The 14,354-nt window shown below is 55.7% G+C and carries 12 protein-coding genes; 6 read left to right on the top strand and 6 right to left on the bottom strand.

From position 1 onward, the window contains the following. Window positions 1-137: 137 nt before the first annotated feature. Entirely contained in the window at window positions 138-344 is a 207-nt protein-coding gene (locus tag AC0IXH_RS15250; protein WP_013200508.1) for a DUF1107 domain-containing protein, read from the top strand. Window positions 345-389: 45 nt separating this feature from the next. Here AC0IXH_RS15250 and paeA read toward each other — a convergent pair whose 3' ends face one another. Together paeA and AC0IXH_RS15240 are read right to left on the bottom strand one after the other, a co-directional pair. Next, window positions 390-1,721, bottom strand: a complete 1,332-nt coding sequence (gene paeA, locus AC0IXH_RS15245; RefSeq protein WP_013200509.1) for a polyamine export protein PaeA — start codon at window positions 1,719-1,721, stop codon at window positions 390-392. A 66-nt stretch (window positions 1,722-1,787) separates the two neighbouring features. Beyond that, complete coding sequence (locus AC0IXH_RS15240; RefSeq protein ID WP_041691875.1) at window positions 1,788-2,219, bottom strand: hypothetical protein; 432 nt, start codon at window positions 2,217-2,219, stop codon at window positions 1,788-1,790. Between the two features lie 38 nt (window positions 2,220-2,257). Between AC0IXH_RS15240 and tamA the strand changes: the two genes are divergently transcribed. The 3 genes from tamA to AC0IXH_RS15225 are packed head-to-tail and all read left to right on the top strand — an operon-like array spanning window position 2,258 to window position 8,099. Next, on the top strand, window positions 2,258-3,973 hold the full coding sequence (gene tamA / locus AC0IXH_RS15235; RefSeq protein ID WP_013200510.1) for an autotransporter assembly complex protein TamA: 1,716 nt from the start codon (window positions 2,258-2,260) through the stop codon (window positions 3,971-3,973). After that, complete coding sequence (gene tamB / locus AC0IXH_RS15230; RefSeq protein WP_471720662.1) at window positions 3,970-7,743, top strand: autotransporter assembly complex protein TamB; 3,774 nt, start codon at window positions 3,970-3,972, stop codon at window positions 7,741-7,743. The genes tamA and tamB overlap by 4 nt, the downstream gene beginning before the upstream one ends. 2 nt (window positions 7,744-7,745) lie before the next feature. Next, on the top strand, window positions 7,746-8,099 hold the full coding sequence (locus AC0IXH_RS15225; protein WP_013200512.1) for a gamma-glutamylcyclotransferase family protein: 354 nt from the start codon (window positions 7,746-7,748) through the stop codon (window positions 8,097-8,099). Between the two features lie 62 nt (window positions 8,100-8,161). Here AC0IXH_RS15225 and ppa read toward each other — a convergent pair whose 3' ends face one another. Then, window positions 8,162-8,692, bottom strand: coding sequence for an inorganic diphosphatase (ppa, locus tag AC0IXH_RS15220; protein ID WP_013200513.1), 531 nt, complete (start codon window positions 8,690-8,692; stop codon window positions 8,162-8,164). A 154-nt stretch (window positions 8,693-8,846) separates the two neighbouring features. Beyond that, window positions 8,847-9,248, bottom strand: a complete 402-nt coding sequence (locus tag AC0IXH_RS15215) for a lysozyme inhibitor LprI family protein (RefSeq protein WP_013200514.1) — start codon at window positions 9,246-9,248, stop codon at window positions 8,847-8,849. 171 nt (window positions 9,249-9,419) lie between these two features. Here AC0IXH_RS15215 and AC0IXH_RS15210 point away from each other — a divergent pair, with 171 nt between their 5' ends. Next, window positions 9,420-10,982, top strand: coding sequence for a methyl-accepting chemotaxis protein (locus tag AC0IXH_RS15210; protein ID WP_471720661.1), 1,563 nt, complete (start codon window positions 9,420-9,422; stop codon window positions 10,980-10,982). 74 nt (window positions 10,983-11,056) lie between these two features. Here AC0IXH_RS15210 and fbp read toward each other — a convergent pair whose 3' ends face one another. Continuing rightward, window positions 11,057-12,055, bottom strand: a complete 999-nt coding sequence (gene fbp, locus AC0IXH_RS15205; protein WP_013200516.1) for a class 1 fructose-bisphosphatase — start codon at window positions 12,053-12,055, stop codon at window positions 11,057-11,059. Between the two features lie 169 nt (window positions 12,056-12,224). Here fbp and mpl point away from each other — a divergent pair, with 169 nt between their 5' ends. After that, window positions 12,225-13,580: a UDP-N-acetylmuramate:L-alanyl-gamma-D-glutamyl-meso-diaminopimelate ligase gene (gene mpl, locus AC0IXH_RS15200; protein ID WP_013200517.1), complete on the top strand. Its 1,356-nt coding sequence runs from the start codon at window positions 12,225-12,227 to the stop codon at window positions 13,578-13,580. A 79-nt stretch (window positions 13,581-13,659) separates the two neighbouring features. Here mpl and yjgA read toward each other — a convergent pair whose 3' ends face one another. Next, a complete protein-coding gene (gene yjgA / locus AC0IXH_RS15195) occupies window positions 13,660-14,205 on the bottom strand; it encodes a ribosome biogenesis factor YjgA (protein WP_013200518.1) in 546 nt (181 codons plus the stop codon). Window positions 14,206-14,354 lie beyond the last annotated feature (149 nt).

Here is a 14,354-nt window from a genome sequence, read left to right as displayed (position 1 = left end):
AAAACAGGAAAAAAAGTCGGTTTTCGGACTTCAGGAAGGCGATGTTGGTCTATAGTGAACCCACTTTGCGCTGCAAGGATTCGTACCGAAATTGGACACGACGCAGCGCACATATCTTTTTCAGGAGTATTACCAGCATGAAGATCTTTCAGCGATATAATCCGCTGCAGGTGGCCAAATACGTAAAAACACTGTTTCGCGGCAGGATATACATCAAAGACGTAGGCGCATTTGAGTTCGATAAAGGCAAAATCTTGATCCCACGCGTTAAAGATAAACAGCATTACAGCGTGATGTCAGAAGTGAACCGCCAGGTACTGCGATTACAAACCGAATTTAACTAAAAAATAAGGCGCGAATTCTCGCGCCTTTCTGTTTCCTGCTTCCCGCTACGACTCTTCCGGCACCGGCGTTAACACCGACGCCGCCGTGGTTGGACGGGCATCAATCCGCGTCACCAACAGCTGATCGATACGATAGCTGTCGATATCCACCACTTCGAACTTATAGCCGTGGAACTTCACAAAGTCGGTGCGTTTCGGGATCTTACGCAGCATAAACATCATAAATCCGCCAATGGTCTCGTAGTTGCCGGACTGCGGGAACTCATCGATATGCAGCACGCGCATCACGTCATCAATCGGCGTGCCGCCTTCAACCAGCCACGAATTCTCGTCACGGGCCACAATCTGCTCTTCCATGCCCTGACCGACCAAATCGCCCATCAGAGTGGTCATCACGTCGTTCAGCGTGATAATGCCGACCACCAGTGCGTACTCATTCATGATCACCGCGAAGTCTTCGCCGGCGGTTTTGAAACTTTCCAGCGCTTCTGACAGCGTTAAGGTATCCGGCACGATCAGCGCGGAACGGATCTGCACGCCGCTGTTCAACGCCATGCTCTGATGGCCCAGCACCCTTAACAGCAGCTCCTTCGAATCGACATAGCCGACGATATGGTCAATATCTTCATTACACACCAGGAACTTGGAGTGCGGATGATTAGCGATTTTTTCCTTCAGGCTGTCTTCGTCTTCGTGCAAATTGAACCAAACGATGTTCTCACGGGAAGTCATCGAAGAAGGCACGGTGCGGGACTCCAGCTCAAACACGTTTTCAATCAGCTCATGCTCCTGCTTACGCAGCACGCCAGCCAGCGCACCCGCTTCCACAATGGCGTAGATATCATCGGAAGTGATGTCGTCTTTACGCACCAGCGGGATTTTAAACAGGCGGAAAATGATGTTAGCGCCGCCGTTAAAGAACCACACCAGCGGACGGAAGATAAACAGACAAAAACGCATCGGGTTGATGATCTTCAGCGCGACTTGCTCTGGCGCGATCATCCCCAGACGTTTTGGGAACAGGTCAGCAAACAGGATAAACAGGCTGGTCACCACGGTGAATGAACAGATAAAACTCAGCTGCTCGGCCAGTTCCGGGGAGGTGAAGCGTAGAAAAAGAGAACGAAATGCCGGAGAGAAGGCGGCGTCGCCCACAATACCGCCTAAAATAGCCACGGCGTTCAGGCCGATTTGCACCACGGTGAAAAACATCCCGGGTGTTTCCTGCATCTTCAACACGCGCTGCGCGTTGATATTGCCGGTATCCGCCAGCAGCTTCAGCTTGATTTTACGGGCTGCAGCCAACGAGATTTCTGACAATGAGAAAAATGAGCTGATCGCAATCAGCAGTACGATGACAAGCAAACTGTCTAACATAAAACATCCATAAAATGGCTCGATTCAGTAACGATCAGGTGAAAGTGCCCGGAACCGGCCTTGAGTTTAATTACTTGTCATTTTTGGCCTGGGCAGCGTTTGAGGATCTGCGGACATCATGTCCCGTGATAAGAGCTCGGCTATCCGTGCCAAAAATGTCTGCGCCTGTTCGGCAAGATTGCCGGGGCAGAAGTCAGTCAACAAGCCGTCAGACGACTTGTGCAAAGGATTATAGCCGTGCCGCCGCATGCTTACAATTGCGGCGATGGGCTGGGTGAGATTAATCCGAGTCTGGTTGAGGAGAGTGCCGAAGTAACATTCGATCACGATCCTGTGTTGTAACGTGTCGATACTTTGCACACAATAAGTTAATAAATTTGGCTTTACGGGCAAATAGAGGGCCATAAGCGGCAAAAAGTTGCCATGCTTACAGGATCCCGCGCCTGGAAAGAACGTAAAGAAAGCGTTGTGCCCAACTGGAATAAGGGCCGGCATCATAATCAGGAGTCAGCGTGCCACGAATTCATGTTTATTGCATGTTAGGTCTTTTAGCTGCTGCACCGTTCGCTGAAGCAGCGACCGTGCGTTTGCAGGTGACGGGGTTATCGGGGGAGTTACAAAAGAACGTCCGTGCGCGGTTGTCCACCATTTCGAGCGATGAAGTCTCGGCGGATGGCCGTTTCCGTGCCCGTGTCAGTGATGCGGTAAAAGAAGGCCTGAAGGCGCTGGGCTATTACGAACCGACCATCGAGTTCGATCTGCAACCGCCGCCGGCGGGCGGTAAAAGGCCGGTGCTGGTGGCGAAAGTCACCGCCGGCGAACCGGTGAAGCTGGCCGGCGAAACGGTGGTCCTGCGAGGCGAAGCCCGCACCGATAAAGATTACCTGGCGCTGGTCAAAAATGGCCGTGGCAAAATCGGCGGCGTACTGAACCACAGTGATTATGACGGCTTTAAAAGCTCTCTCAGCAACATGGCGCTGCGCAAAGGCTACTTCGATGGTGACTACACAAAAAGTCAGCTGGGTGTCTCTGTAGAGCGCCGTGAGGCCTTCTGGGATATCGATTACGACAGCGGCCAGCGTTACCGCTTTGGCGACGTCAGCTTTGAAGGCTCGCAAATTCGTGAAGAGTATCTGCAAAACTTGGTGCCGTTTAAAAAGGGCGACTATTACAGCTCTCGTGACCTGGCGGAACTGAACCGCCGTTTATCCGCCACAGGCTGGTTTAACTCGGTAGTGGTAGCACCAGAATTCAGTAAATCACGAAAAACCAAAATTCTTCCGCTGCATGGCGTCGTCAGCCCACGCACCGAGAACACCATTGAAACCGGTGTCGGCTACTCCACCGATGTCGGGCCTCGGGTAAAAGCCACCTGGAAAAAGCCGTGGGTCAACAGCTACGGCCACAGCCTGACCACCAGTGCCAATATCTCCGCCCCTGAACAGCAGCTGGATTTCAGCTATAAAATCCCGCTGCTGAAAAATCCCATTGAGCAGTACTACCTGCTGCAGGGCGGCCTGAAAAAAACCGACCTCAACGACACCAAATCCGACTCCTCCACGCTGGCGGCCTCCCGTTACTGGGACTCGTCTTCCGGCTGGCAGCGCGCGATTAACCTGCGCTGGAGCCTCGATCACTTTACTCAGGGTAACGTCACCAACACCACCATGCTGATCTACCCTGGCGTCAGCGTTAACCGCACCCGCTCCCGTGGCGGACTGATGCCGACCTGGGGCGATTCGCAGCGTTACTCGTTAGATGTCTCTGACACCACATGGGGATCGGATATCGACTTCGCGGTGGTGCAGGCGCAGAACGTCTGGATCCGTACGCTGGCAGATAAACACCGCTTTGTGGCCCGTGGCAACCTCGGCTGGATTGAAACCAATGACTTCGACAAAGTGCCGCCGGACCTGCGTTTCTTCGCCGGTGGCGATCGCAGCATTCGTGGTTATAAATACAAAGGCATCTCGCCGCGCGATGACGATGGCAAGCTGACCGGTGCGTCCAAGCTGGCGACCGGCTCGCTGGAATATCAATACAACGTGACCGGCAAATGGTGGGGCGCAGTGTTCGTCGACTCCGGCGAAGCGGTGAATGACATCAAACAGACCGATCTGAAAACCGGCGCCGGTTTTGGCGTGCGCTGGCAGTCGCCGGTCGGCCCGGTCAAGCTGGATATCGCCCGTCCTATCGGCGATGACGAACATCGTGACGTACAGTTTTATATCGGATTGGGGCCTGAACTATGAGTCGTTGGAAAAAGGTCCTTATTGGAATCCTGATCTTCCTGCTGGTGCTGCTGGGCGGCATCGCCTTTTTAATTGGCACCACGCCCGGCCTGCATCTGCTGCTTAACGGCGCCGCGCGCTGGGTTCCGGGGCTGCAAATCAAACAGGTCGAGGGCGGCTGGCGAAACCTGACGCTGACCGGCGTGCAGTATGAAATGCCGGGCGTCACGGTTAACGCCGGCGAGTTCCACCTCGCGGTACAGTTGGGCTGCCTGAAACACAGTGCGTTCTGCGTCAACGACCTGTCGCTGAAAGATGTGAATGTGGTGGTCGACAGCAAGAAAATGGCGCCGGCGGCACCTGCACCGGCGGAAGAAGAGCCGTCCTCGGGCGATCTCAGCACGCCGTATCCGATCACCTTGCGTCAGCTTGCGCTGCACAATATCAATGTGAAGGTGGATGACACGGCGATTTCCCTCGCCGACTTCACCTCCGGCATCAGTTGGCAGGGCCGCGCGCTGACGCTGAATCCTACCCATATTCAGGGGCTGCTGATCGCACTGCCAAAGGCGGCGAAAGTGGCCGATGAACAGATTGTGCAGCCAAAAGTGCAGCAGCCGAAGGCCGACGAACCGCCGCTGGGCGAAACGCTGAAAGCGATGTTTGCCAAACCGTTGCTGCCGGATCTGCCTGATTTCAACATGCCGCTGGATGTCGATGTTCAAGAGATCCTTGGCGAGCAGTTGCGCATCACCGGCGATACCGATATCACCGTTAACCGCCTGTTAGTGAAAGCGAAAACTCAGGACAAACTGCTGCATCTGGAAACGCTGGATGTCGACTCGCCGCAGGGACAGCTAAACGCCCAGGGACAAGCGACGCTGTCTGACAACTGGCCGGTGAACTTCACGCTCAACAGCACCGTCAACGTCGATCCGATCAAAGGTGAGAAGATCAAAATGACGCTGGACGGGGGCCTGCGCGAGCAGCTCAATATGGCGTTGAATCTTTCTGGTCCGGTTCAGGTGCAGATGGACGGCAATACCCGCCTGGCCGACGTTGGCCTGCCGCTGTCTGTGAACGTGAAGAGCCCGCAGCTGCGCTGGCCGCTGACCGGTGAAATTCAGTACGAAGCAGATAATTTCAACTTCAGCTTTAAAGGCAAAGCGACGGATTACGCGATGTCGCTGAAGGCCGCGCTGAAAGGGCAGGGCATTCCGCCTGCCACGGTAGCGCTGGACGGCAAAGGCAATATCGAGCAGTTCTCGCTGGATAAACTGCGTCTCGCGGCGCTGGAAGGCAATATTGACCTGACGGCGCTGGTGGACTGGAGCAAGGCAATCAGCTGGCGCAGCGATCTGACGCTGTCTGGCATCAATACCGCGAAGCAATATCCTGACTGGCCGGCGAAGCTGGAGGGCCACATCTCCACGCGCGGCAGCCTGTATGGCGGCAGTTGGCAAATGCGCGTGCCGGAACTGAAACTGCGCGGCAACGTCAAGCAGAACGCGGTCACCGCCGACGGTTCCCTATACGGCAACAGCTACAACCAGTGGGATATTCCGGGCCTGAAGCTGGTGCTGGGCCGCAACAATATCAATCTGAAGGGATCGCTGGGGGACACGCTCAATCTGGATGCCGATATTGATGCGCAGCATCTGGACAACGCGTTGCCAGGCCTGGGCGGCGTGGCGAAAGGCACCATCAAAGCCCGTGGCGATCTGAAAAAGCCGCAGCTGCTGGCGGATCTGACCGCGACGGGACTGCGCTGGCAGGCGCTGACCATTGCCCGCGTTGCGCTGAACGGCGACGTCAGTTCCGGCGAGCAGGTTCAGGGTAAGCTGACGCTGAAGGTCGATCGACTGAAGCAGGATGCGCTGGATATCTCGCAAATCACTCTGGATGCCAGCGGCAGCGAAAAACAGCATCAGCTGAAGCTGAATATCGACGGTAAGCCGGTCTCGGGCCAGCTGGCGCTGAACGGCAGTTTTGACCGGGCTGAGCAGCGCTGGAAAGGCACGCTCAACAACACCCGCTTCGATACCCCGGTCGGTGAATGGCGCCTGACGCGCCCAATCGCGCTGGATTATCTCAACAGCAAGCAGACCGTCAGCATCGGGCCGCACTGCTGGCTCAATCCGAATGCCGAGCTCTGCGTGCCGCAAACCATTGAAGCCGGGCCTTCCGGCCACGCCAAAGTGCAGCTCAATCGCTTCGACCTGGCGATGGCCAAGCCGTTCCTCACGGAAGACACCCAGCTTCGCGGTGTGTTCAGCGGTGATGCGGACGTCAGCTGGACCGCCGGCGGTGGTTTGCCGCAGGGGCGCGTCTCGCTGAAAGGCAACGGCGTGAAGGTCGAGCAGAACGTGCAGGGCAACACGCTGCCGATTGCGTTCGACACCCTGAACCTGAATGCCGCGATGCGCAATGGCCGCGCTCAGCTGGACTGGCTGATCCGCATTGCCAATAACGGTCAGCTGGATGGCAACGTACAAATTGCCGATCCCGAGGGCAAGCGCACGCTGTCAGGCAATGTGAATATCGCCAACCTGTCGCTGGCGCTGCTGAACCCGGCGCTGATGAGAGGCGAAAAGGTCGCGGGGATCGTCAGTTCCAACCTTCGTCTGGGCGGCAGCCTGCAGAAACCGCAGGTGTTCGGTCAGCTTGGGCTGAAGAACGTGGATGTCGACGGCAGCTTTATGCCGGTCGACCTGACCAGCGCCAACCTTAATATGGTGTTCAACGGCATGAGCTCGACGCTGGAAGGGCTGATTCAGACCTCGAAAGGGCAGCTGACCTTAAGCGGTGGCGCGGACTGGAGTGTGCTGGATGCCTGGCGGGCGCGGATCGCCGCCAAGGGCGATAAAATCCGCGTGACGGTGCCGCCGATGGTGCGGATGGACGTCTCGCCGGACCTGGTATTTGAAGCGACGCCGCAAATGTTCAACCTCGATGGTCGCGTTGATATTCCGTGGGCGCGCATCAACGTGCAGGAAGTGCCGGAGAGCGCGGTGGGCGTGTCGTCGGATGAAGTGCTGCTGGATAAAAACCTGCAGCCTATCGCACCGAAATCGACCGCTATTCCGATTAACAGCAACCTGGTGATCCACGTCGGTGACGATGTGCGCATCAGCGCCTTTGGTCTGAAAGCCAAACTGAATGGCGATCTGAAAATGGTGCAGGACCGTCGTGGCCTGGGCCTGAACGGCCAGATCAACATTCCTTCCGGCCGCTTCCATGCTTACGGACAGGATCTGATTGTGCGCAAAGGTGAGCTGCAATTCTCCGGTCCGGCGGATCAGCCGTACCTGAATATTGAAGCGATCCGTAACCCGGAAGCGACGGAAAATGATGTTACCGCCGGCGTGCGCGTCACCGGGCTGGCCGATGAGCCGAAGGTGGAAGTGTTCTCCGATCCGGCAATGTCACAGCAGGAAGCCTTGTCCTACCTGCTTCGCGGACAGGGTCTGGACTCGAATGGCAGCGACAGCAGTGCAGTAACCTCAGCATTAGTGGGATTGGGACTTGCACAAAGTGGTCAGGTTGTGGGTAAAATCGGGGAGACCTTTGGCGTAAGCAATCTCGCCCTGGATACGGCCGGCGTCGGTGACAGCCAGCAGGTCCAGGTCAGCGGCTACGTTCTGCCGGGTCTACAGGTAAAATACGGTGTTGGCATATTTGATTCACTGGCGACCTTAACCCTGCGTTATCGCCTGATGCCCAAGCTCTATTTGGAAGCAGTGTCTGGTCTCGACCAGGCCCTGGATTTGCTTTATCAGTTTGAGTTCTAGCAATGCGAATAATTGTCTACGGCACCTTAAGACGGAAGCAAGGCAACAGTCATTGGATGACCAACGGGCAGTGGCTGGGCGATCATAAGATCGACGGCTACGCGCTTTATAGTTTAGGTCTTTACCCCGGCGTTGTTGCGGGTAGCGGGCAGGTTGCCTGTGAAGTTTACCGTATCGATGCGTCCACACTGGGCGAGCTCGATGCACTCAGAACCAAGGGCGGGGAGTACAAGCGTGAGCTGGTGCAAACGCCTTACGGCAGCGCCTGGCTCTATGTGTATCAGCGTTCGATTGTCGGGAGAGAGCATATTGTCAGCGGCGACTGGCTGCAACAAAATGCACCCAAACCCACCTGAGGTTGCTGCAAATAAAAACACCGCTCAGTGAGCGGTGTTTTTTTTCGTCTTCGTCGCGAGAATTACTTCTTCGCAGCGCGCTCGAAAGAGGTCACGATTTCAGCTTTCGCTGCGGCCGCGTCGTCCCAGCCTTCAACTTTCACCCATTTGCCTTTTTCCAGCGCTTTGTATTGCTCGAAGAAGTGAGTGATCTGCGCACGCAGCAGTTCTGGCAGGTCGTTCACATCTTTGATGTGATCGTATTCTTTGGTCAGCTTGCTGTGCGGAACGGCAACAACCTTGGCATCTTCGCCAGATTCGTCGGTCATTTTCAGCACGCCAACAGGACGGCAACGGATAACCGAGCCCGGCTGCAGCGGATAGGCGGTAGGGACCAGTACATCTACCGGGTCACCGTCTAAAGACAGGGTGTGGTTGATGTAACCGTAGTTGCACGGATAGAACATCGCGGTAGACATAAAGCGGTCAACGAACAGGGCACCGGTATCTTTGTCGACTTCATATTTGATCGGATCGGCATTGGCCGGGATCTCAATAACAACATAGATATCTTCTGGCAGGTCTTTGCCCGCTGGAACCTGGGTCAAACTCATGGTCAATTCCTTCATTCAGCCTTAAACAAGTGACGCTCATTATAGCCAACTGAGTTGGAAAGTATCCCCCCTTTTTGCCCTTTAGGAATGCTCCAGTACTGGCCTTACGGCCTGTAGGGAGAATCTTCACCTTCGATGCGCGGATGGCCCCTTGTTAAGGGTTGCCGCTGTTGCCATCCGCCAACGATTTCAGCGCTAAGGCCTGGTTTTTTACCAGGCTTACGCTTTGCGCGCCCACCTGTAATGACGCCATGGTGCCGCCATCGCTCAGCCGCGCTTTGGTGGCATCCAGCCAGCTGTCGCGGTATTTCAGCCAGGCACGCTGCGCGGTGCGTAATTTGGCTTTCTGCTCACTGTTTAGCGTGGCTGTCAGTTTGCCGTATTGCTGATTCATTTCACTGTCCCAGGCCTGATTCGCTGCGCTAAAACACTGCTGCATGGCCACGGTGGTAGAGGCTTTATCCAGGCATTGTTGCTGGGCGGTATCAATCGGGCTCACGTCTGCGTGGCCGTAAAACGCCATTAACAGGCCTGTAATCGCAATGGTTTTTTTCATCGGACAATTCCTTCTGTAGGGTCATGGGCAAAAATTGATCCTTATCAAGTCAGCCGCAGTCGTCAATCCTTTTCACTTCATCAGCGCTAAAGATTGCCCGCGACCCTGCCGATACCTTCTTCGCTTTTTGGGTTCCTGGACTATTTGCTTTTTCGAGGGTCACACAAAATCATGCTTAGAAAAATTTCGATTCGAACGGGGTTATTAGTGTTGTTAGCGCTGATGACGTTGATGCTACTGGGCGTAAGCCTGATGGGCATCGTTGCCATTAACAAAGGGAATCGATCGCTGGAGGTGGTCAACCGCATTCAGGGTATCGAGTTAAACAGCTTATCGCTTACCAATAACAGCCTGCTTCGTGCACGCACCACGGCAGCGTTATCGGTAAGGAAGATGGAAATAGGGATGATTGATGAGGCCACCCTTGCCACTCAGCGGGTCAGTGCCTATATCGAACTCTCAAAAAAAGGCTTAAAAACCTTTGTTGATGCCGGCACGGTGACCGCGCATGGCAAAAAGCTCTCCGATGACATTGTCGCCAGTTATGACCTCTATCTGCAGCAGGGCATCATGCCGATGCTGGATGCGCTGCAAAAGCAGAACACCGACGGTTATTACACCGTTCTGGAAGAAAAGCTCACCGCGTTAAATAACACCTTTACCAAAGCGGCCGATGCTTTCAACGTCTATGCCAATCAGGTGACGGATGCGCAGCTGGCGGAGGCCGCTCACAACCAGAAAATGCTGACCCTTTTGATCCTGTGCTGCGGCGTTCTGACGGTGATCCTGCTTTCCGTCGCCTGGCTGCTGTTGCGGGCGATCCTGCTGAAACCGCTCGAGTCCGCCATCGGGCATCTGGAATTCGTCGCCGCAGGCGATTTAACCCAGGCGCTGCCGGAAAGTGGCAACAATGAGCTGGGACGACTGAACGCGGCGCTGGCGGCGATGCAGAGCTCTCTGCAGCTCTCGGTCAGCCGGGTGCGCGATGCCAGCCTGCAAATTGATATCGGCAGCCGTGAGCTCTCTTCAGGCAACATCAACCTCTCTCAGCGCACCGAGGAGTCGGCGGCGTCGCTGGAGCAAACTGCCGCCAGCATGGAGCAACTGACGGCGACGGTGAAGCTGAATGCCGATAACGCCAGCCAGGCGCATCAGCTGGCAAGGTCGGTTTCTGACAGCGCCGATCGTGGCAGCGAAGTGGTGAGCTACGTGATGGATAAGATGCAGGAGATCTCCAACAGCTCTAAGCGCATTGGCGACATCCTCGGCGTGATTGACGGCATCGCCTTCCAGACCAACATCCTCGCGCTGAACGCCTCTGTAGAGGCTGCACGCGCCGGAGAACAGGGCAGAGGCTTTGCCGTGGTCGCCAGCGAGGTGCGCAACCTGGCGCAGCGCAGTGCCACGGCGGCGAAAGAGATCCGCACGCTGATCGCTGAATCGCAAAGCCGGGTCAGCGAAGGCTCGGAGATGGCGACCAAAGCCGGAGAGACCATGGACGAAATCGCCAGCGAAGTGATGCGGGTGACCACGCTGATGAAGGAGATTTCCAGCGCGTCTCAGGAGCAGAGTCATGGCATCGAGCAGGTGAACCAGGCGGTGACGCAGATGGATGAGGTGGCACAGCAGAATGCCGCGCTGGTCGAGCAGGCGATGGCCGCCACCCAGTCGCTGGAGGAGCAGTCGCAGCAGCTGGTGCAATCAATGGCGGTGTTTAAGGTCAGCCCAGCCTGACAGGCTGCTTAAAGACGGGAAATAAAAAGGGCGATCGTCAGATCGCCCTTTTTTTATCTGGCTCGCAGGAGGCGTTACGCGTCCGGGAATTCGCGCAGGAAACGTTCCTGATCTTCCACCATCGCGGTATTACCGACGAAGAACGGTGAACGCTCGTGCAGGGTTTCCGGGGTCAGATCCAGAATACGGTTTTTACCGTCGCTGGCTTTACCGCCGGCCTGCTCGGCCAGGAAGGCCATCGGGTTGCACTCATACAGCAGGCGCAGCTTGCCTTTCGGGTGGCTGGCGGTGCTTGGGTAGAGGTAGATGCCGCCTTTCAGCAGGTTGCGGTGGAAATCTGCAACCAGAGAACCGATGTAACGTGAGGTATACGGACGATGCGTGGCAACGTCTTCTTCCTGACAGAACTTCAGGTATTTCTTCACGCCCTGAGGGAAACGGATGTAGTTTCCTTCGTTAATGGAGTAGGTGTAGCCCGCTTCCGGGAACTCCATTTTTTCCGCGCTAAGGCAGAATACGCCCAGTGACGGGTCGTAGGTGAAGGCGTGAACGCCACAGCCGGTGGTGTAAACCAGCATGGTGGACGAACCGTAAACCACATAACCCGCAGCAACCTGCTGGTTGCCCGGCTGCAGGAAGTCTTCTTCCGTGACTGGCGTGCCGGCTGGCGTGATACGACGGTAGATGGAGAAGATGGTGCCCACAGAGACGTTAACGTCGATGTTTGACGAGCCATCCAGCGGATCCATCAGCACCACGTACTTGCCGTTCTCGACACCTTCGAAGATCACGATCTCATCTTCTTCTTCGGAGGCGATACCGGCAACGATCCCGCGCGCTTTCAATGCTGCTTTGAGTTTTTCATTGGCAAACAGATCGAGCTTCATCTGCTGCTCGCCCTGAATGTTCTCTACGCCGGAGGCGCCGAGAATATCCACCAGACCGGCTTTGTTGATATCACGGTGGATAATCTTCGCGCCCAGTTTGATGGCTGAAATCAGCGCCGTCAGTTCACCTGTGGCGTGAGGAAAGTCGTGTTGCTTCTCGACGATGAATTCGCCTAACGTTTTCATAACACTATCCCTGAATCTGCGGTTGAACAGCAGCCTGATTTACAAACTGCCAACGTATGCGTAAGCAGTCTAGCCGATTGGACACTAAAGAACATAGGGCAAATCCGTTTCTTCCTCGCGATGAGGACGCTACACTGTGCGCCGGACTTTCCTGTTAACGGAACATTTTATGCGTATTCATATCCTCGGTATCTGTGGCACCTTCATGGGTGGCCTGGCCGTACTGGCCCGGGCACTGGGCCATGAAGTGACGGGTTCAGATGCGAACGTTTATCCGCCGATGAGCACGCTGCTTGAAAAACAAGGTATTGATTTAATTCAGGGTTATGATGCTTCCCAGCTCGATCCTGCACCGGATTTAGTGATCATCGGTAATGCGATGACGCGCGGAAATGCCTGTGTTGAAGCGGTACTCGAGCGCAACATTCCTTACCTCTCAGGCCCGCAATGGCTGCATGATTTCGTGCTGCGTGACCGTTGGGTCATTGCGGTGGCCGGAACCCATGGAAAAACCACCACGGCGGGGATGGCGGCATGGATTTTACAGGCGTGCGGCCTCGAACCGGGCTTCGTGATCGGGGGCGTGCCGGGAAACTTCGATGTCTCGGCAACTTTAGGAAAAAGCCCATTCTTCGTGATTGAAGCCGACGAATATGACTGCGCCTTCTTCGACAAGCGTTCCAAATTCGTGCATTACTGCCCGCGCACGCTGATCCTCAACAACCTTGAGTTTGATCACGCGGATATTTTTGACGATCTGAAAGCGATCCAGCGCCAGTTCCACCATCTGGTGCGGATCGTCCCAGGCCAGGGCAAAATCCTGATGCCGGATCACGACGTCAACATCAAGCAGGTGATGGCGATGGGCTGCTGGAGCGAACAGGAAACCGTTGGCGACTCCGGTCACTGGCAGGCGAAAAAGCTGACGCCGGACGCCTCACGTTGGGAAGTCTGGCTGGACGGTGAGCGCGTGGCGGAAGTGAACTGGGCGCTGGTGGGCGAACACAACATGCATAACGGCATGATGGCGATCGCCGCCGCACGTCACGTCGGCATTAAACCGGAGGATGCCGGTCTGGCGCTGAACGACTTTATCAACGCCCGTCGCCGCCTGGAACTGCGCGGTGAAGCCAACGGCGTCAAAGTCTATGACGACTTTGCCCATCACCCAACGGCGATCCTCGCTACCATGACCGCCTTACGCAGCAAGGTTGGCGGCACCGCCCGTATTCTGGCCGTACTGGAACCGCGTTCTAATACCATGAAAATGGGCATCAGTAAGGACGACCTGGCGCCGGCGCTGGCGCGTGCGGATGAAGTGTTTCTGCTGCAGCCGCACCATATTCCGTGGCAGGTTTCAGAAGTGGCCGAAGCCTGCTCGCAGCCGGCGCACTGGAGCCCGGATGTGGATGTGCTGGTTGAGATGATTGTGAAAGTGGCGCAGCCGGGCGACACCATTCTGGTGATGAGCAACGGTGGCTTTGGTGGCATTCATCAGAAGCTGCTGGACAGACTGGCGAAGTAATCAGGCGAAAACCCTGGCAGGAAAGTCTCTTGCCAGAGTTCAGAAGCGCAACAAAAGGGCGGAACGGTTTCCGCCCGGTTTATTTGGCTTCGGCAAGCTCACGCAGATACTGGAAGATCTGGCGGAAGGCTTTTGGCGGTTTATTAGCGGCTTTCTCTTTCTGCGCATTGCGGATCATCGCACGCAGCTGCTGACGGTCGGCCTCGGGATAGAGCGCCAGCACGTCCGGCACCACCTCATCGCCTTCGGCAACCAGACGATCGCGCAGCACTTCCAGCTTATGGAACAGCGCAACCTGCTGGTTGTGACGGTTCTTCAGCTTATCCAGCGCCAGGCGGATCGGCTCTTCATCGCGGGAGCGCAGCATTTTACCGATCAGCTGAAGCTGACGGCGACGCGCTTCTTTCTTGATCTTCTGAGCCAGCTCAATGGCGGTGCGCAGGTCTTCATCCAGCGGGATTTTATCCAGCGAGTTTTTGCTCAGTTCCATCAATTCTAAACCCAGGCGCTTAAGCTCCTCGGCGTCACGTTTGATTTCACTTTTACTGACCCAGATAATCTCTTCGTCTTCTTCTTCTTTGTCATCTGGTACATCATCAAGCCAGTCGTCAGGCTGTTTGGTCATTGGGGGCTCCCTAAAAAAGAGGCTCATGCTATCAGGTTACGTGGCTACTGCGAAATTGTTCTCTGAGTCTGTTAGACTCAAATGAACCTTAATCACTAAAGAGTCAGGCAATCTGGCGTTTTACCCGCTCCAGAAAAGCCCTCTGTTAA

Source organism: Erwinia sp. AC075 (genome assembly GCF_979253995.1).
Note: the sequence above shows the minus strand (reverse complement) of the source record. Positions and strands in the feature narration are given on the sequence as shown.

Bases quoted from the DNA above. Each gene is read 5' to 3' on its own strand.
- mpl (WP_013200517.1), top strand. From the start codon at position 12,225: ATGCGTATTCATATCCTCGGTATCTGTGGCACCTTCATGGGTGGCCTG.
- AC0IXH_RS15215 (WP_013200514.1), bottom strand. From the start codon at position 9,248: ATGAAAAAAACCATTGCGATTACAGGCCTGTTAATGGCGTTTTACGGC.
- yjgA (WP_013200518.1), bottom strand. From the start codon at position 14,205: ATGACCAAACAGCCTGACGACTGGCTTGATGATGTACCAGATGACAAA.
- tamB (WP_471720662.1), top strand. From the start codon at position 3,970: ATGAGTCGTTGGAAAAAGGTCCTTATTGGAATCCTGATCTTCCTGCTG.
- AC0IXH_RS15225 (WP_013200512.1), top strand. From the start codon at position 7,746: ATGCGAATAATTGTCTACGGCACCTTAAGACGGAAGCAAGGCAACAGT.
- AC0IXH_RS15250 (WP_013200508.1), top strand. From the start codon at position 138: ATGAAGATCTTTCAGCGATATAATCCGCTGCAGGTGGCCAAATACGTA.
- AC0IXH_RS15240 (WP_041691875.1), bottom strand. From the start codon at position 2,219: ATGATGCCGGCCCTTATTCCAGTTGGGCACAACGCTTTCTTTACGTTC.
- paeA (WP_013200509.1), bottom strand. From the start codon at position 1,721: ATGTTAGACAGTTTGCTTGTCATCGTACTGCTGATTGCGATCAGCTCA.
- fbp (WP_013200516.1), bottom strand. From the start codon at position 12,055: ATGAAAACGTTAGGCGAATTCATCGTCGAGAAGCAACACGACTTTCCT.
- AC0IXH_RS15210 (WP_471720661.1), top strand. From the start codon at position 9,420: ATGCTTAGAAAAATTTCGATTCGAACGGGGTTATTAGTGTTGTTAGCG.
- tamA (WP_013200510.1), top strand. From the start codon at position 2,258: ATGTTAGGTCTTTTAGCTGCTGCACCGTTCGCTGAAGCAGCGACCGTG.
- ppa (WP_013200513.1), bottom strand. From the start codon at position 8,692: ATGAGTTTGACCCAGGTTCCAGCGGGCAAAGACCTGCCAGAAGATATC.